This is a genomic window from Mycolicibacterium peregrinum (assembly GCF_001665625.1).
In the GTDB taxonomy this organism is placed as follows: domain Bacteria; phylum Actinomycetota; class Actinomycetes; order Mycobacteriales; family Mycobacteriaceae; genus Mycobacterium; species Mycobacterium peregrinum_B.
In genome coordinates this window covers 33,666-50,963 of record NZ_LZSY01000139.1, presented here as the reverse complement: position 1 = coordinate 50,963, position 17,298 = coordinate 33,666, and the positions used below count along the sequence as shown (strand labels likewise).

At 66.0% G+C, this 17,298-nt stretch carries 14 protein-coding genes; 8 read left to right on the top strand and 6 right to left on the bottom strand.

The window, feature by feature from the left end; genetic code table 11:
* Nucleotides 1-186 precede the first annotated feature (186 nt).
* Both A5779_RS22390 and A5779_RS22385 read right to left on the bottom strand, forming a co-directional pair.
* Nucleotides 187-684, bottom strand: coding sequence for a methylated-DNA--[protein]-cysteine S-methyltransferase (locus A5779_RS22390; RefSeq protein WP_064885720.1), 498 nt, complete (start codon nt 682-684; stop codon nt 187-189).
* Nucleotides 681-2,174, bottom strand: coding sequence for a DNA-3-methyladenine glycosylase 2 family protein (locus A5779_RS22385; RefSeq protein WP_064885741.1), 1,494 nt, complete (start codon nt 2,172-2,174; stop codon nt 681-683). Before A5779_RS22385 ends, A5779_RS22390 begins: the two co-directional genes overlap by 4 nt.
* Before the next feature lie 87 nt (nt 2,175-2,261).
* Between A5779_RS22385 and glsA the strand changes: the two genes are divergently transcribed.
* Nucleotides 2,262-3,545, top strand: a complete 1,284-nt coding sequence (glsA, locus tag A5779_RS22380; RefSeq protein WP_064885718.1) for a glutaminase A — start codon at nt 2,262-2,264, stop codon at nt 3,543-3,545.
* Here glsA and A5779_RS22375 read toward each other — a convergent pair.
* On the bottom strand, nt 3,542-5,146 hold the full coding sequence (locus tag A5779_RS22375; RefSeq protein ID WP_064885716.1) for an adenylate/guanylate cyclase domain-containing protein: 1,605 nt from the start codon (nt 5,144-5,146) through the stop codon (nt 3,542-3,544). The two genes, glsA and A5779_RS22375, sit on opposite strands and share 4 nt — an antisense overlap.
* A 46-nt stretch (nt 5,147-5,192) precedes the next feature.
* Between A5779_RS22375 and nucS the strand changes: the two genes are divergently transcribed.
* Both nucS and A5779_RS22365 read left to right on the top strand, forming a co-directional pair.
* Entirely contained in the window at nt 5,193-5,864 is a 672-nt protein-coding gene (gene nucS, locus A5779_RS22370) for an endonuclease NucS (RefSeq protein WP_064885740.1), read from the top strand.
* On the top strand, nt 5,864-6,145 hold the full coding sequence (locus A5779_RS22365; RefSeq protein WP_064885714.1) for an Rv1322 family protein: 282 nt from the start codon (nt 5,864-5,866) through the stop codon (nt 6,143-6,145). Before nucS ends, A5779_RS22365 begins: the two co-directional genes overlap by 1 nt.
* Here the strand turns inward: A5779_RS22365 and mce are convergent.
* On the bottom strand, nt 6,142-6,618 hold the full coding sequence (mce, locus tag A5779_RS22360) for a methylmalonyl-CoA epimerase (protein WP_064885712.1): 477 nt from the start codon (nt 6,616-6,618) through the stop codon (nt 6,142-6,144). The genes A5779_RS22365 and mce overlap by 4 nt on opposite strands.
* Before the next feature lie 82 nt (nt 6,619-6,700).
* On the opposite strand from mce, the gene A5779_RS22355 reads away from it, so the two are divergent.
* The 3 genes from A5779_RS22355 to A5779_RS22345 are packed head-to-tail and all read left to right on the top strand — an operon-like array spanning nt 6,701 to nt 9,243.
* On the top strand, nt 6,701-7,882 hold the full coding sequence (locus A5779_RS22355; RefSeq protein ID WP_064885710.1) for an acetyl-CoA C-acetyltransferase: 1,182 nt from the start codon (nt 6,701-6,703) through the stop codon (nt 7,880-7,882).
* Between the two features lie 55 nt (nt 7,883-7,937).
* A complete protein-coding gene (locus tag A5779_RS22350) occupies nt 7,938-8,321 on the top strand; it encodes a DUF3817 domain-containing protein (RefSeq protein WP_110777595.1) in 384 nt (127 codons plus the stop codon).
* Between the two features lie 13 nt (nt 8,322-8,334).
* Nucleotides 8,335-9,243, top strand: coding sequence for a tetratricopeptide repeat protein (locus A5779_RS22345; protein WP_064885708.1), 909 nt, complete (start codon nt 8,335-8,337; stop codon nt 9,241-9,243).
* 84 nt (nt 9,244-9,327) lie between these two features.
* On the opposite strand, the gene glgB is transcribed toward A5779_RS22345, so the two are convergent.
* Together glgB and A5779_RS22335 are read right to left on the bottom strand one after the other, a co-directional pair.
* Entirely contained in the window at nt 9,328-11,535 is a 2,208-nt protein-coding gene (gene glgB / locus A5779_RS22340) for a 1,4-alpha-glucan branching protein GlgB (RefSeq protein ID WP_064885736.1), read from the bottom strand.
* A 7-nt stretch (nt 11,536-11,542) separates the two neighbouring features.
* Nucleotides 11,543-13,639 (bottom strand): alpha-1,4-glucan--maltose-1-phosphate maltosyltransferase, encoded by a 2,097-nt coding sequence (locus tag A5779_RS22335; RefSeq protein ID WP_064885706.1) that lies wholly within the window; start codon nt 13,637-13,639, stop codon nt 11,543-11,545.
* Nucleotides 13,640-13,839: 200 nt separating this feature from the next.
* Here A5779_RS22335 and A5779_RS22330 point away from each other — a divergent pair, with 200 nt between their 5' ends.
* The gene (locus A5779_RS22330) at nt 13,840-16,431 is read left to right on the top strand and encodes a glycosyltransferase family 1 protein (protein WP_064885704.1); all 2,592 of its coding nucleotides are present in this window, start codon (nt 13,840-13,842) and stop codon (nt 16,429-16,431) included.
* Entirely contained in the window at nt 16,428-17,276 is an 849-nt protein-coding gene (locus A5779_RS22325) for a Vgb family protein (protein WP_064885702.1), read from the top strand. Before A5779_RS22330 ends, A5779_RS22325 begins: the two co-directional genes overlap by 4 nt.
* The last annotated feature ends 22 nt before the right edge of the window (nt 17,277-17,298 follow it).

The window sequence follows — 17,298 nt, the reverse complement described above, 5'->3', positions numbered from 1 at the left end:
CGGAAGCTAAGCCTGCCAGCGCCGATGATACTACCCTCTCGGGTGGAAAAGTAGGACACCGCCGAACACAAATTAAGTCCCGAGCCCTCCAATTTCGATTGGAGGGCTCGGGCATTTTTGTATGTCGGGACTTTTTACTAGAGGCGCGTTTTCAATTCGATAATCGAAAACGCGCCTCAGTGTCGGTTAATTGAAAAGTGCCGGCATTGTGCGGCTCTTCTCCAATTCCAGCAATGCTCGCTTGCGGTCGAGTCCGCCGCCGTATCCGGTGAGGCTGCCATTGGCGCCGATCACCCGATGGCACGGCACGATGATTCCGATCGGATTGTGCCCATTGGCCAGTCCGACCGCGCGTGATCCGCTCGGAGATCCGATCTGCCGCGCGATCTCGCCGTAAGAGCAGGTTTCCCCGTACGGGATGGTTTGCAGGGCCTCCCACACCCGGCGCTGAAACTGGGTGCCCACCATGTCCAGTTCCAGTTCGAATTCGGTGAGGTCGCCGACGAAGTAGGCGGTCAGTTGGTCGACGGCGTCGGGGAATGCTGCGTCGTCGCGCTCCCACCCTTCGCGGCTCGGTTCATACGTCTGATCGACCATCCGGAGATGCCTGAGCCGGCCATCGCGGCCGGCCAGCGTGAGTAGACCGACCGGGCTGTCCATCGTGCGGTACTGCAGTGTCGTCATGACTTCTCCTCTGGATCGTGCGGGGGCCATTCGTTCACCGCGTGGTCCAGGGTGGTCCACAGGTGTTGTGTCGCATAGGCGCGCCACGGGCGCCACTGCGTGCTGTGCTCCACGAGGCCGTTCGCCGGCATGCCCAAGTGTTCGGCAGCAGCGCGCACCCCGAGATCGGTGGCAGGGAAGGCATCTGGATCACCGAGGCCACGCATCGCGATCACCTCTGTCGTCCACGGCCCCACCCCGGGAAGCGCAAGCAACTGCTCGCGGGCGCGGTCCCAATCGCAGCCGGGGCCCAGGACCAGATCGCCGTCGGCGATGGCCTGAACCATGGCCGCCACCGTCCGTCTTCGTGAGGCCGGCATCGCGAGATGCGCTGGATCCAGCCCGACGAGATCCGTGACGTCGGGAAAGACGTGGGTCAAACCGCCCGTATCACCGGAGATCGGTGTTCCGTAACCGGCGACCAGGCGACCCACATGCGTACGTGCAGCCTTGATCGAGACCTGTTGGCCGATCACCACCCGGAGCGCCAGTTCGGTTTCGTCGACTGTGCGGGGAATGCGTTGTCCGGGCGCCTTGGCCACCACCGCCGCGAGCGCTGGATCCACCTGCAGCGCTTCCACGACCGCCTCCGGGTCGGCATCCAGGTCCAACAGCCGTCGACACCGCGCAATGGCAGCCGACAGGTCACGGAAATCGTCGAGCACCAACAGGCAGCGGACATGGTCTGGTTGAGGTGCCAGGCCGACCACGCCATGACCGTGCGGCAGTCGCAGGGTGCGCCGGAACTGCCCGTCGCGGACCTCCTCCAACCCCGGCACCGCACTGGCCGCCAGATGGCCGAACAAACCTTCGTAGGAGAACGGGGTCCGCACCGGCAGCCGTAGTGACACAACACCGGGAGCGGCGGACACCGCGGTGGTGAATTTGCTCCGGGCCCGTTGGCGAAGCTGGGTGGGCGTGAGATCGCACACCGCGCGGACGGTGTCGTTGAACTGCCGGATGCTGGCGAAACCCGCGGCGAACGCGACATCGGCGAACGGGATCTCAGTGGTTTCGATCAGGACCCGAGCCGTCTGGGCGCGCTGGGCCCGAGCCAGGGCCAGGGGATTGGCACCCAGCTCGGCCTGCAGGATGCGTTGCAGCTGCCGACTGGTGTACCCGACGCGGGCGGCGAGCCCCGTCACCCCTTCGCGGTCCACGATGCCGTCGGCGATGAGCCGCATGCACCGCGCGACGATGTCGCCGCGCACGTTCCATTCCGGGGAACCGGGCGAGGCGTCGGGACGGCACCGTTTACAGGCCCGGAACCCGGCCGCCTGGGCGGCCGCCGCGGTCGGATAGAACCGCATGTTCCGGGCGAAAGGTGGGCGCACCGGGCAGCTGGGACGGCAGTAGATACCTGTGGTGAGCACGGCGGTGACGAACCAACCGTCGAACCGTGCGTCCTTGGATTGGACTGCCCGGTAGCAGCGGTCGAAATCTTCGTGCATGCGTTCCACGATGGCACGGTATCCAGCGCTGCACTAGCGGAAAAACGACATGGTCGTGGGGCTTGGCTCGCGGTTAGACTTCGTCCTGTGGCCGAGCTGGTGCAGCAGTACCTGGACCGGATTCGTGCCGAGCAGATCGATACGCGGGATGGTGCCCTGGCAAACTACATCCCCGAACTCGCCAACGTCGACCCCGAGGGTTTCGGGCTCAGCCTGTCGTCCTCGGACGGCTATGTCTACGAATCCGGCGATGCTGCACTCGAATTCACCATCCAGTCGATTTCGAAACCGTTCACGTATGCCCTGGCGCTGGACCTGATCGGCCAGGATGCGGTGGACGCCAGGATCGGGGTGGAACCCTCCGGTGAAGCGTTCAACGAGATCAGCGTCGACGATGTGACCAAGACACCGAAGAACCCGATGATCAACGCTGGTGCGATTGCAGCGGTTTCGCTGGTCCCCGGAGCGGGTCCCGATGAGCAGTTCGACCGCATCCACGACTTCTACTCGGCATGTGCGGGCCGACGACTCGAGATCGACATGGATGTCTATGACTCGGAGAAGGCCACGGGCAATCGCAACCGCGCGATCGCCTACATGTTGGCCAGTTTCGGTGTGCTGGACGGTGATCCGGATGACGTGCTGGATGTGTACTTCCGGCAGTGTTCGGTCAAGGTGACCAGTACCGACCTGGCGCGCATGGCCGCCACGTTGGCGCGGGGTGGGCTCAATCCGTTGACCGGGAGACGGGTGATCGACGCACACGTGGTGCGCCGCACCCTCAGTGTGATGGTGACCTGCGGGATGTACGACGCGACAGGCGATTGGGTCAGTGCCGTGGGCATGCCCGCCAAGAGCGGCGTCGGCGGTGGCATCGTGGCGGTGCTGCCCGGCCAACTCGGCATCGGCGTCTACTCGCCGCGTCTGGATGCTCGCGGTAACAGTGTGCGCGGCGTACAGGTGTGCCGAAACCTGTCTTCGCAGCTGGGATTGCACTTCCTCAGCGTCACTCGTGAGTCGTCATCGACCTTGCGGGCCGTGTTCGACGCAGGCCCGGGCATCCGGGTCTACGAGGTCCAGGGAGACCTCTTGTTCGCCGGAGCCGAGCAGGTGCTGCGGACCGCCGACCATGACCGTGGTCGGTACGACGTGGCCGTGCTGGACGTCACCCGCGTCGACGACATCAACGACGCTGCCCGCGGCATGCTCACCGGGATGCGGGCCAACCTGACCGCAGCTGGCAAGGAGGCCTATCTCGTCGACCCTGACGGTCGTGTGGTGCCTGCCGACCGGCACGACGATTACGACGCCATCGTGTTCCGCACCCTCGACGAGGCGGTGAATGCGGCGCTGCGGAGGTGTGCAGGCTAGGTCGGCACGGCGACGCGGGTCGGCTCACCGAGGCCTCGCAGGGGGACCGACTCGCCCAGTGACCAACGAGCCCTTTCGGTTTCAGATGCGTTGGCGATGGTGTCCGATGAGGCCACCAGGTGCCCGGGCACCTGCTTGGAGAAATCGCACAACCGTGACGCCTCGTTGACCGGCTCGCCGATCACCGTGTATTCGAAGCGTTCCTTGGCGCCCACGTTGCCCGCCACCACCTGGCCCGCCGCGACCCCGATGCCTGCCTTCAGCTCGGGAACCTCGGCACGCAACCGTTGCGCGATCGCCCGTGCGGCTCCAAGGGCTTCGTCCTCGGCGTTGGGAAGAGAGACCGGCGCGCCGAACACCGCGAGGATGGCGTCACCCTCGAACTTGTTGACCAGGCCGCGGTGATTGTCGACTTCATCGACGATGACGGCGAAGAATCTGTTGAGCAGATCGACGACCTCGACCGCGGGCCTGGTGGTGACCAACTGGGTCGAGCCGATGACGTCGACGAAAATCACTGCGGCGTGGCGTTCCTCGCCGCCGAGGACAGGCTTCTCCTGTTCGGCCAGTGCGGCGACTTCCCGGCCGACATGGCGGCCGAACAGATCGCGCACTCGCTCGCGCTCGCGCAGCCCGTGCACCATGGAGTTGAATCCCCGTTGCAGCTGGCCGAGTTCGGTGCCGTCGAACACCACGAGGTTGGTGTCCAGATCACCCTGCTCGACGCGATTGAGCGCGGCACGCACCACCCGAATCGGGGTCGCGGTCAGGTAGGACAGGATCCACATCAGCAGGAATCCGAACACCAGCGCAAACGAGCCGAGACCGATGACGGCGTAGGCGAATTGGACCGGTGTCAGGTTGTTGAGCGTCACGGCGAACACCGCAGCCAGCATGATGCCCAGGATGGGAACGCCCGAGCTCAGCGCCCATACCACCATGGTGCGACCCATGATGCCCTGCGCCAGCCGGACCGGCGGCGGGCCCGCTTCCAGCGCCTGCGCGGCGACCGGCCGCAGTGCGAACTCGGTGAAGAGATGGCAGCTGACCGACACCACGATGCCGGGAAAACTGATGCCCAGCAGGAACTTCGGAATGTAATTGGTGTCGACCAGACCGTAGAGCGTCGTCAACAACGCGGTGCCCACGCCCCACAGGATCAGCAGCACCCGGGTGAGCCGGAACGGGGCGAGGAAGGTGTTCCGCTGATCCGCGACGGTCGGTGGGCGTTCCTCGATGGCCCAGCGCACGTTGTCGATCACCCGGGTCGTCGCCCAGAACACCCCGACGATCAACGCCGTTCCCATGTAAGCGGGTGCCACGATGAAGGTGATCCAGCGGACCGACGGGTCGAACACAGCCGGCGATGGGAACAACAGGGTGACGATGATCATCGAGATGCCGATACCGAGCAGGTTCCCGAGGATCACGAATGCCGTCAGGATGGCCTGAATGCGCACCCTGCGCCGACGCTGACTCTCCGATACCCGGCCCAATACCCACGATCCGTATTCCGGGGTGTCCGGGATCCGGCTGTTCTGGCGGGTGACACCCTCAAGGACGCGGCCCAGCCGTCGTGCCAGCGATTTGTCGGAGTTCATTGTGGCGTCAGCCTAGTTCGTTCGCCATGCCCTTAAGGTGGATCGGGTGCGCCTCGTGATTGCCCAGTGCACCGTCGACTATGTCGGGCGGCTGACCGCTCACCTTCCATCGGCCCGCCGGCTGTTGTTGTTCAAGTCCGACGGTTCGGTCAGTGTCCATGCCGATGATCGCGCCTACAAGCCGCTGAACTGGATGAGTCCGCCGTGCTGGCTCACCGAGGATGACGGCGACGGGGTGCCGGTGTGGGTGGTCGAGAACAAGGCCGGTGAGCAGCTGCGCATCACGGTCGAAGACGTCGAGCACGACTCCAGCCACGAACTCGGAGTCGATCCCGGACTGGTGAAGGACGGTGTGGAAGCGCACCTACAGGTGCTCTTGGCCGAACACGTCGAGCTGTTGGGCGCCGGCTACACGCTGGTGCGCCGGGAGTACCCGACCGCGATCGGTCCGGTGGATCTGATGTGCCGCGACGAGCTGGGCCGCTCGGTGGCGGTGGAGATCAAGCGCCGCGGCGAGATCGACGGGGTTGAGCAGCTGACCCGCTATCTCGAGCTGCTCAACCGCGATACCGTGCTAGCTCCGGTGGCCGGTGTGTTCGCTGCCCAGCAGATCAAACCGCAGGCCCGGACGCTGGCCACTGACCGCGGAATCCGCTGCGTGACTTTGGATTACGACCAGATGCGGGGTATGGACAGCGACGAATACCGGCTGTTCTGATGCGCCGTCGGCGTCGTGAGGATCGGCGGTTCGCGCCACCGCCGATGTCACGTCGCGTCGAGACGGGGCCCGACGGTTACGACTACGAGGTGCGGGTGGTTACCGCCTCACGTGCGGTGAAGGTCTATCGATGCCCCGGATGCGACCACGAGATTCGTGTGGCCACCGCGCATGTGGTGGTGTTGCCGGTCGATGTCGGCGATGTCGATGACCGCAGGCACTGGCACACCGCCTGCTGGGCGAATCGGGCCAATCGCGGCCCGACGAGAAAGTGGTCCTAGTGCTCTGAATCCGCGGCCGGTTCGACCAGTTCGATCAGCACGCCGCCGGCATCCTTGGGGTGGATGAAGTTGATGCGCGAGTTCGCCGTGCCCTTGCGGGGAGCTTCGTAGAGCAGCCGAACTCCCTGGCTCCGCAGGCGCTCACTCAGTGCGTCGATGTCGCTGGTCCGGTAGGCCAGCTGCTGCAGACCGGGGCCGCTGCGATCGATGAACTTGGCGATCGTCGACTTCTCGTTCAGCGGGGCCAGCAGCTGGATCTGGGCGCTGCCCTTGGCGGCGCCGCGAACCGAGAGCATGGCCTCACGCACACCCTGGTCTTCGTTGATCTCCTCGTGGAGGACAATCATGCCGAGGTGGTCGTGGTACCACTTGGCCGCGGCATCGAGATCGGGAACGGCGATACCGACGTGATCGATCGCCGTCACCAGCGCAGAAGCGAGTGCGGGACGGGCATCAACCTGTTCGGCGGTCATAACGCAACGGTAACCTTTACCTGAACGTTTGCGTATGTGTGATCGCCCACACAGCTCTTGGACCATGGCTTTGGAGGAAAGAATGACCACGTCGGTGATTGTTGCTGGAGCGCGTACTCCGGTTGGCAAGTTGATGGGCTCGCTGAAGGATTTTTCCGGCAGTGACCTGGGCGCGATCGCGATCCGCGGCGCCCTCGAGAAGGCGAAGGTCGACGCTTCGCTGGTGGACTACGTGATCATGGGCCAGGTGCTGACCGCCGGCGCCGGTCAGATGCCCGCTCGCCAGTCCGCCGTAGCCGCAGGCATCGGCTGGGATGTGCCGGCCCTGTCCATCAACAAGATGTGCCTGTCGGGCATCGATGCGATCGCGCTGGCCGACCAGCTGATCCGCGCCGGCGAATTCGAGGTCGTGGTCGCCGGTGGGCAGGAGTCGATGAGCCAGGCCCCGCACCTGCTGCCCAAGAGCCGTGAGGGCTACAAGTACGGCGATGCGACGCTGGTCGACCACTTGGCCTACGACGGTCTGCACGACGTGTTCACCGATCAGCCCATGGGCGCACTCACCGAGCAGCGCAACGACGTCGACAAGTTCACCCGCGCCGAGCAGGACGAGTTTGCTGCTCAGTCGCACCAGAAGGCCGCCGCGGCATGGAAGGACGGGATGTACGCCGACGAGGTGGTGCCCGTGTCGATCCCGCAGCGCAAGGGTGACCCGATCGAGTTCGCCGAGGACGAGGGCATCCGGGCCAACACCACCGCCGAATCGCTGGGCGGCCTGCGTCCGGCCTTCCGCAAGGACGGCACCATCACTGCCGGCTCGTCGTCGCAGATCTCCGACGGTGCGGCTGCGGTAGTCGTGATGAGCAAGGCCAAGGCGCAGGAGCTGGGCCTGGAGTGGCTGTGTGAGATCGGTGCCCACGGTGTGGTGGCCGGCCCGGACTCCACGCTGCAGAGCCAGCCCGCCAACGCGATCAAGAAGGCCGTCGAGCGCGAGGGCATCAGCGTCGATCAGCTGGACGTCCTCGAGATCAACGAGGCGTTTGCTGCGGTGTCGCTGGCCTCGACCAAGGAGCTGGGCGTCGACCCGGCCAAGGTGAATGTCAACGGCGGCGCGATCGCCATCGGCCACCCGATCGGGATGTCCGGTGCGCGCATCACCCTGCACGCCGCGCTGGAACTGGCGCGTAAGGGGTCCGGCTACGCGGTGGCCGCGCTCTGCGGTGCCGGTGGCCAGGGCGATGCCCTGATCCTGCGTCGCCCGTAGTTAACCGACGACTCAAAACGACGCTGCGTAGTAGCTGGCCGTCACTTCGGGCACAATGGCGGCCATGACACGCTCGTTCGACCTGCGCACGGTTGCCGGCTGGTTCCGGCTCATCGCCCTCGCTGAGGCGGTGAGCTGGGCCGGCCTGCTGGTCGGCATGTATTTCAAGTACCTGGGCAGTCCGCGCACCGAGATCGGTGTCAAGGTGTTCGGGCCGATCCACGGGGGCGTCTTCGTCGCCTTCGTGGTGGCCGCCCTGTTGGTTGGTATTGCCTGCAAGTGGGGCGTGGGCACCTGGTTTCTGGCGTTGCTGGCCAGCATCGTGCCACTGGGCAGTGTGATCTTTGTCATGTGGGCGGATCGGACTGCCCGCATCGAATCGGGCGAGGCTCCCGCGCTGGTGGCACAACCGGGCGGGACTGTTCCGGAAACGACGTGACAGACTTGATGGCGTGACTCGTCCACGACCTTCTGTGGGGCCGGCGCTGGCCGGCGCTGTTGACCTCTCGGCACTCAAGCAGCGGCCCGCGGCGGGCGCCGGCGGTGGCAGCCCCAGTGCGCCCGGCGGCCCGAATGTCACCGAGGTCAACGAAGCCAACTTCGAAGCCGAGGTGCTGGTCCGCTCCGGTCAGGTGCCGGTGGTGGTGCTGCTGTGGTCGCCGCGCAGCGATTCCAGTGCCGCGCTGGGGGAGACCCTGGCCGGTCTGGCTGACGCCGACAACGGCAAATGGTCCCTGGCGCTGGTCAACGTCGACACCACCCCGAGGGTGGCGCAGATGTTCGGCATCCAGGGCGTGCCCACCGTGGTTGCGCTTGCCGGAGGCCAGCCGATCGCCAGCTTCCAGGGCTCTCAGCCAGCCGACGAACTCCGTCGCTGGGTCGATTCGCTCCTCGACGCGACCGCGGGCAAGCTGACAGGGTCCGGTGACGGTGACGACGAGGCGGAGCAGGTCGATCCCGAGCTCGCTGCGGCCCGTGCCCACCTGGACGAAGGGGACTTCCCCGCCGCGGCCGCCGCGTATCAGGCGATTCTCGATGCCCAGCCCAACCATGCCGAGGCCAAGGGCGCGGTGCGACAGATCGCGTTCCTGCAGCGGGCCAGCGCGCAGCGCCCCGATGCCGTTGCCGTCGCCGACGCTGCTCCCGACGACATCGACGCCGCCTTCGCCGCGGCCGATGCCGAACTCCTGGCTCAAGAGGTGTCGGCCGCCTTCGATCGGCTCATCGCACTGATCAAGCGCACCGCCGGCGACGACCGGACCAAGGTGCGGACCCGTCTCATCGAGCTGTTCGACCTGTTCGACCCCGCCGATCCCGAGGTGGTGGCCGGCCGTCGCAATCTGGCCAACGCGCTCTACTGAGCACTTTCGCCGAGCAGACACAAAACTGCCCCTTTTCGCGTGAAAAGGGGCAGTTTTGCGTCTGCTCGGCGGTGGAGTCGCGCGTCAGGCGGGCTCGAACCACAGCATCGCCAGCGGCGGCAGAACCATCACCGCAGAGGCTGGGCGGCCGTGCCACGGCTCGTCTGTGGCCTGCACCGCGCCCATGTTCCCGATACCGGACCCGTTGTAGATCGTCGCGTCGGTGTTGAGCACCTCCTGCCAGTCACCGGCATGAGGTAGACCGAGCCGGTATTCGCTGTGCTCGCTGCCGGCGAAGTTCACCACGCAGGCCAGCACGGAACCGTCGGCACCGAACCGAAGGAAGCTCAGCACGTTGTTTGCGGAGTCGTTGGCGTCGATCCACGAATAGCCCTCGGGGCTGGTGTCGCGGCTCCACAACGCCGGGTGGCGCGCGTAGATCCCGTTGAGATCGCGCACCAGGCGTTGTACGCCGCCGGAGAAGCCTTGCTCGTCGAGCTGGAACCAGTCCAGCCCGCGCTCCTCGGACCATTCGGCCCGCTGTCCGAATTCCTGGCCCATGAACAGCAGTTGCTTGCCCGGATGGGCCCACTGGTAGGCCAGCAGGCTGCGCAGGCCGGCGGCCTTGGCGTGGTCGTCGCCGGGCATCCGGGTCCACAGCGTGCCCTTTCCGTGCACGACCTCGTCGTGGCTGATGGGCAGCACATAGTTCTCACTGAACGCGTACAGCATCGAGAACGTCATCTCGTGATGGTGGTAGCTGCGATGCACCGGGTCATGGCTGACGTAGTCGAGCGTGTCGTTCATCCAACCCATGTTCCATTTCATCGAGAACCCAAGGCCGCCGAGGTTGGTCGGGCGGGTGACGCCGGGCCAGGACGTCGACTCCTCGGCGATCGTGACGATTCCGGGGTTCGCCTTGTGCACGGTGGCGTTCATCTCCTGCAGGAACTGCACCGCCTCCAAGTTCTCCCGCCCGCCGTAGATGTTGGGCGTCCAACCCCCCTCGGGGCGGGAGTAGTCGAGGTAGAGCATCGAGGCGACGGCATCGACGCGCAGGCCATCGACGTGGTACTCCTGCAGCCAGTACAGCGCATTGGCGACGAGGAAATTGCGGACCTCGGGGCGACCGAAGTCGAAGACGTAAGTACCCCAGTCGAGCTGTTCCCCGCGGCGCGGGTCGGAATGCTCGTACAGCGGCGTGCCGTCGAAACGGCCAAGGGCCCAGGCGTCTTTGGGGAAATGGGCCGGGACCCAGTCGACGATCACCCCGATCCCAGCCCGGTGCAGTGAATCCACCAGGAACCGAAAATCGTCAGGTGTTCCCAACCGGGAGGTCGGGGCGTAATAGGACGTGACCTGGTAGCCCCACGATCCGCCGAACGGGTGCTCCGCCACGGGGAGCAGTTCGACATGGGTGAAACCCTGTTCCACAACATATTCGGTGAGTTCGGTGGCCAACTGCCGGTAGCTGAGCCCGGGACGCCACGACATCAGGTGCACCTCGTAGGTGCTCATCGGCTCGAACACCGGATTCTGTGCGGCGCGCTGGGTCATCCACTTGCCGTCGGTCCAGGTGTACGAGCTGGTGGTGACGCGCGACGCAGTTTGCGGCGGCACCTCGGTGGCGAAGGCCATCGGATCTGCGCGGTCGGTGGTGAACCCGCCGGCGCCGTGGACGCGGAATTTGTACAGGCCGTCGACCGGGAACCCCGGCCAGAACAACTCCCAGACCCCCGACGAGCCCAGCGCCCGCATCTGGGCCTCGTTGCCGTCCCAGTGATTGAAGTCACCGATCACGCTGACGCCCTTGGCATTCGGTGCCCACACGGCGAACGACACGCCCTCGACGACCCCGTCAGGGGTGGTGAAACTGCGCGGATGCGCGCCCAGGATCTCCCAGAGGCGTTCATGGCGCCCTTCGGCGAAAAGATGAAGGTCAAGTTCGCCGAGGGTGGGCAGGAACCGGTAGGCGTCGGCGGTGGTGAGGGTGAAGATGGATTCGTCGGCGCCGGGATAGCCGATCTCCAGGCGGTAGTCGGCCAGGCCGGCGAACGGAACGGCCACCGCAAAAAGTCCGGAGTCGATGTGCTGCATGGGGAATCGGTCGCCGCCGATCACCGCCACGACCTTGGCGGCGTGCGGGCGGTAGGCCCGGATCACGGTCCGGCCGTTGTACTCGTGGGCCCCCAGCACCGAATGCGGGTCGTGGTGTTGCCCGATCAGCAGTCGCTGGATGTCCGATGGGTCGGGCCGCAGATGTCTGTCGGTGAGGTGGTTGCTTCTCGTCATCTTGTTCTCATTCCCTGCGTAGCAAGCCCAGTCGTTGCTCATAGGGTACGAGCGGCATGTTCAGCACGTGTGCCACCGCCTTGGCGGGGTCGAGGCGGACGTAATTCGACTGTCCCCATTGATATTCCTCGCCGGTGATCTCGTCGCGTACCCAGAACCGGTCATGCGATTCCATACCCAGTGTCTCCATGTTCAACCACAACATGGCTTCTTCCGGGCCGAACGCGTTGAGCGTGACCACCACGAGCACGGTGTCTCCGGTGATCGGGTCGAACTTGCTGTAGGCGAGCAGTGCGTCGTTGTCGACGTGGTGGAAGGTCAGGGTCCGAAGCTGGCGTAGGGCCGGGTGCAGGCGCCGGATCTCGTTGAGGCGGGTCACGAACGGTTCGAGCGAACGGCCCTCGGCCATCGCCGCCGCGAAATCACGGGGACGCAGCTCGTATTTCTCCGAATCCAGGTATTCCTCGCTGCCCTCCCGGACGGCTCGGTGCTCGAACAGTTCGAAACCCGAATACATGCCCCATGACGGGCTCATGGTGGCGGCCAGCACCGCGCGGATCGCGAACATCCCGGGACCGCCGTGTTGCAGCGACTCGTGCAGGATGTCGGGCGTGTTGACCCACAGGCTGGGCCGTGCGCTGTCGGCGTTCGCGGTGATCTCGTTGCCGAACTCGGTCAGCTCCCACTTGTTGGTACGCCAGGTGAAGTACGTGTAGGACTGGGTGAAACCGCGCTTGGCCAGCCCGTAGAGCCGGGCGGGACGGGTGAAGGCCTCGGACAGGAACAGCACGTCCGGATCTTCGTTCTTGACCGCGGCGATCAGCCAGACCCAGAAGTTCGGCGGTTTGGTGTGCGGGTTGTCGACGCGGAACACCTTGACACCGTGCGAGATCCAGAACCGCACCACCCGCAGCACCTCGTGGTACAGGCCGGCGGGATCGTTGTCGAAGTTGAGCGGGTAGATGTCCTGGTATTTCTTGGGCGGATTCTCCGCGTACGCGATGGTGCCGTCGGGCAGTACCGTGAACCACTCCGGATGCGCTGCGGCCCATGGGTGATCCGGCGCGCACTGCAATGCGAGATCGAGTGCCACCTCGACACCTTGTTTTCGGGCGGCGGCCACGAAGTCGTCGAAGTCGTCGATCGTGCCGAGTGCAGGGTGCACGGCATCGTGGCCGCCCTCGTCGCTGCCGATGGCCCACGGTGACCCGACGTCGTCCGGTGCGGCGGTGACCGCGTTGTTGCGTCCCTTGCGATGCACCTTGCCGATCGGGTGGATGGGCGGCAGATACACGATGTTGAAACCCATGCGGGCGATCCGGGGCAGCTGCTCGGCGGCGGTGGCGAATGTCCCGTGCACGGGATGTCCGGCCTTGTCCCAGCCGCCCGTGGACCGCGGGAACATCTCGTACCACGACGAGAACCTGGCCAGCGGCCGGTCCACCCAGACACCGTATTGCTCACCGCGGGTGACCAACTCGCGCAACGGGTACTGCTCGAGCAGTTCGGTGACCTCTTCGGACAGTGCCGCCCCCGCACGGCGGAACGGGTCACCGGGGATACGCAGTGCCGCGGCGGCCTCGATCAGCGGATCACGCAGTTTGCGGGGCACCCCCGCGGCGGCGCGCTCGAGCAGACGCGCCCCGACCAGAAGGTCGTTGGACAACTCGGCTTCGCTCTGACCTGCGCCGAGCTTGGCCTCGACCGCGTGCCGCCAGGTGGACAGCGGATCGCCCCAGCCGTCGACCCGGTAGGTCCACAGGCCGACGGTGTCGGGCGTGAACTGGCCGTGAAAGACATCGGGGGTGTTTCCGGTGGACATCGGCAGGGCCTGGGGCTTGATGCGTTGCGAAGGACGCACCCCCGGGTTGGTGGGCAGCACGGTGTCGATGGGCACCGGCGCGGCCGCGGTGCCGGGTCCGGTCGCCAGCTGCGGGTAGTCCGTACCGAGATACCGCACGACCAAGGTGGCCGCGACCGCGTCATGTCCCTCGCGCCAGACGGTGGCGCGCACCGGCACCACCTCGCCGACGACGGCTTTTGCCGGGAACTGTCCGCCGAAGATCACAGGCGCGACATCGTCGATTCCGATTCGACCGGCCACCCATCCACTCCTCACGTCGTCTCGATCAAGCGGCTGTCTCTCGTGCACTCGCCTTGTCGCGTGTCTGATACCCACCGTAATGGGCTGCCCAATCTGGCGGGCGTTAAGCATGACCAGACCGCCGCTCGTACGGATAACACCGTCTGAACGGATATCGCTCACCGCTGCACGACCCGGAATTGTCAGTAAGGTTGGATCGCGTGAAAGCCCTCAGAAGGTTCACCGTCCGCGCGCACCTTCCCGAGCGGTTGGCGGCGCTGGAACGGCTGTCGATCAACCTGCGCTGGTCGTGGCACAAACCCACCCAGGATCTGTTTGCCATGCTCGACTCCGAGCTGTGGCAGCAGACCAAGGGGGATCCGGTGGCGTTGCTGGGGGCGGTCAGTCCGCAACGGCTGGACGAACTGGCGGGCGACGAATCCTTCCTGGGCCGGCTCGACGAGCTGGCCGCCGACCTGGACAACTATCTGAGCCGCCCGCTGTGGTACCAGCAGCAGATCGACGACGGCGTCGCCATGCCGAAGGGCATCGCGTACTTCTCGATGGAGTTCGGCGTCGCCGAGGTGCTGCCCAACTATTCGGGCGGCCTGGGCATCCTGGCCGGCGACCATCTGAAATCCGCGTCGGATCTGGGGCTGCCGTTGATCGCGGTCGGTCTCTACTACCGCTCGGGTTACTTTCGGCAGTCGTTGACTGCCGACGGTTGGCAGCACGAGACCTATCCGTCGCTGGACCCGCAGGGCCTGCCGTTGCGTCTGCTCACCGACGCGTCCGGGGCACCGGTACTGGTGGAGTTGGCGTTGCCGGAGGCCCGGGAACTGCGGGCTCGGGTCTGGATCGCGCAGGTGGGCCGGATTCCGCTGCTCCTGCTCGATTCCGATGTTCCGGAGAACGAGCACGAACTGCGCGGGGTCACCGACCGCCTCTACGGCGGCGATCAGGAACACCGGATCAAGCAGGAGATACTGGCCGGCATCGGCGGTATTCGTGCGATCCGGGCGTTCACCGAGATCGAAAACCTGCCTGCCCCTGAGGTTTTCCACATGAACGAGGGTCACGCCGGATTTCTTGGCGTGGAGCGTATCCGCGAACTGGTCGCGGCGGGACTGGATTTCGACACCGCACTGACGGTGGTGCGTTCCTCGACGGTGTTCACCACCCACACTCCGGTGCCTGCCGGGATCGACCGGTTCCCGGTCGAGATGATCAGGAGCTACTTCGGCAGCCCACCCGGTGGCCCCGCCGACTCCCGGCTCCTGCCCGGTGTGCCGCTGGACCGGGTTGTCGCGTTCGGTGCCGAGGACGATCCGTCGAAGTTCAACATGGCACACATGGGTCTGCGGCTGGCGCAGCGGGCCAACGGGGTGTCGCTGCTGCACGGCCGGGTCAGCCGCGCCATGTTCAACGACCTGTGGCCGGGGTTCGACCGGGCCGAGGTCCCGATCGGCTCGATCACCAACGGTGTGCACGCCCCGACCTGGGCGGCGCCGCAGTGGTTGGCACTGGGCCGCGAGCTGATCGGCTCCGAGGCGGCCGAACCGGCGGTGTGGGAACGCCTGCAGGAGGTCGAACCCGGCCATATGTGGTGGATCCGTTCGCAGTTGCGCGAGACGCTCATCACCGATGTCCGTGACCGGTTGCGCCGTTCCTGGCTGGAACGCGGCGCATCCGAGGCCGAACTTGGCTGGATCGCAACGGCTTTCGACCCGTCGGTGCTGACGGTCGGGTTCGCGCGGCGCGTGCCGACCTACAAGCGGTTGACGCTGATGCTGCGTGACCCGGAGCGGCTGGAGAAGCTGCTGCTCGACGAGAAACGGCCGGTGCAGCTGATCGTGGCCGGTAAGTCGCACCCGGCCGACGACGGGGGCAAGGCGCTGATCCAGCAGATCGTGCGGTTCGCCGACCGTCCGGAGGTGCGCCATCGCATCGCGTTCCTGCCCGATTACGACATGTCGATGGCCCGGTTTTTGTACTGGGGTTGTGACGTCTGGCTGAACAATCCGTTGCGGCCGCTGGAGGCGTGTGGCACGTCGGGCATGAAGAGCGCGCTCAACGGCGGGCTGAACCTGTCCATCCGGGACGGCTGGTGGGACGAGTGGTACGACGGCGAGAACGGATGGGAGATCCCGACCGCCGACGGCGTGGAGGACGAGGCGCGTCGTGACGATCTGGAGGCCGCCGCCCTGTACGACCTGCTCGAGCATGCGGTCACACCCAAGTTCTACGAGCGCGACGAGCATGGCGTCCCGACGCGGTGGGTCGAGATGGTGCGCCACACGTTGCAGGTGCTGGGGCCCAAGGTGCTGGCCTCGCGCATGGTGCGCGACTACACCGAGAAGTACTACATGCCTGCGGCGCTGTCGTTGCGCGAGACCGTCGAGGCCACCTCGGGTGAGCCGTTCGGTGCAGCCAGGGAACTGGCCACCTACCGGCGCCGTGCCCAGGAGGCCTGGCCGAAGATTCAGATCACCGATGTGGACAGCTATGGCCTGCCGGATACGCCGCTGTTGGGGTCACAGCTGACGCTGACGGCCACAGTGCAGTTGGCCGGGCTGAGGCCCGACGAGGTCACGGTGCAGGCCGTGCTGGGCCGCGTGGACGCCGGCGACGTGATCCTGAATCCGGTGACCGTGCCGATGACGCACACCGGATCGGCAGAGGGCGGCACCGAGGTGTTTTCCACGAGCACGCCGCTGCCGGTGGCCGGACCGGTGGGGTACACCGTCCGGGTGTTACCGCACCATCGGTTGCTGACCGCGGACAACGAGTTGGGCCTGGTGGCACTGGCTTGAGTAACGCGCTCAAAGTTCAGCTCGACGGTGGACCGTACGCGCTGGCGGCCGGAAGCGACGGCGCGATGTGGGTGACGCTGGTGCATGCCGGCGCCGTCGCCCGGGTCTCGGCCGCCGGTGAGGTGACCACGTATCCGGTCGCGGAGTGTGCGCGTCCGTCGATCATCGCGGCCGGGCCGGACGGGGCCCTCTGGTTCACTCGCTCCGGTGACGATCGCATCGGCCGGATCACCACGGCCGGGGAGCTGAGTTCGTTCGAATTGCCCGAGGGCAGTTCACCATTCGGCATCACCGCGGGCCCAGACGATGCCATGTGGTTCACCACGATGTCGTCGGGCGAGATCTGCCGGATCGGCATCGATGGGGAGATCAGCAGCCAGGCCGTGGTCGGCGGGATGCCGTCGATGATCACCAAGGGGCCCGATGACGCGTTGTGGTTCACCCTCAACGAGACCGGCAAGGTTGGCCGGCTGACCGCCGACGGAAATCTCACGGTTCGCGAACTGCCCACTGCCGCAGCCGGTCCGGTGGGCATCGCGGCCACCCACGACGATGCGGTCTGGTTCACCGAGATCCGCGCCGACAAGGTGGGCAGGATCCCGGTCCACGACGCGATCCAGGAGCTCGACCTGCCGGGCAAACCGCACGCGGTGGTCGCCGACCCGACCGATGGCGTCTGGGTCAGCCTCTGGGGTGCCGACCAGGTCGCCCGGATCAGTGGCGACGGTGAGGTGGTGACCATCGACTTGCCGTCCGGAAGCGAACCGCACGGGTTGGCGATCGGTCCCGACGGGGCCTGTTGGGTGGCGCTGGAATTTGGATTCGTCCTGAAAATGCCGACCTGAGTGACCGCCGCCAGCAACGGTC

Coding starts and splice junctions, on each gene's coding strand:
- A5779_RS22390 (WP_064885720.1), bottom strand. CDS start 684: ATGACGACACTGCAGTACCGCACGATGGACAGCCCGGTCGGTCTACTC.
- A5779_RS22385 (WP_064885741.1), bottom strand. CDS start 2,174: ATGCACGAAGATTTCGACCGCTGCTACCGGGCAGTCCAATCCAAGGAC.
- A5779_RS22375 (WP_064885716.1), bottom strand. CDS start 5,146: ATGAACTCCGACAAATCGCTGGCACGACGGCTGGGCCGCGTCCTTGAG.
- A5779_RS22365 (WP_064885714.1), top strand. CDS start 5,864: ATGCGCCGTCGGCGTCGTGAGGATCGGCGGTTCGCGCCACCGCCGATG.
- mce (WP_064885712.1), bottom strand. CDS start 6,618: ATGACCGCCGAACAGGTTGATGCCCGTCCCGCACTCGCTTCTGCGCTG.
- A5779_RS22355 (WP_064885710.1), top strand. CDS start 6,701: ATGACCACGTCGGTGATTGTTGCTGGAGCGCGTACTCCGGTTGGCAAG.
- A5779_RS22350 (WP_110777595.1), top strand. CDS start 7,938: ATGGCGGCCATGACACGCTCGTTCGACCTGCGCACGGTTGCCGGCTGG.
- glgB (WP_064885736.1), bottom strand. CDS start 11,535: ATGACGAGAAGCAACCACCTCACCGACAGACATCTGCGGCCCGACCCA.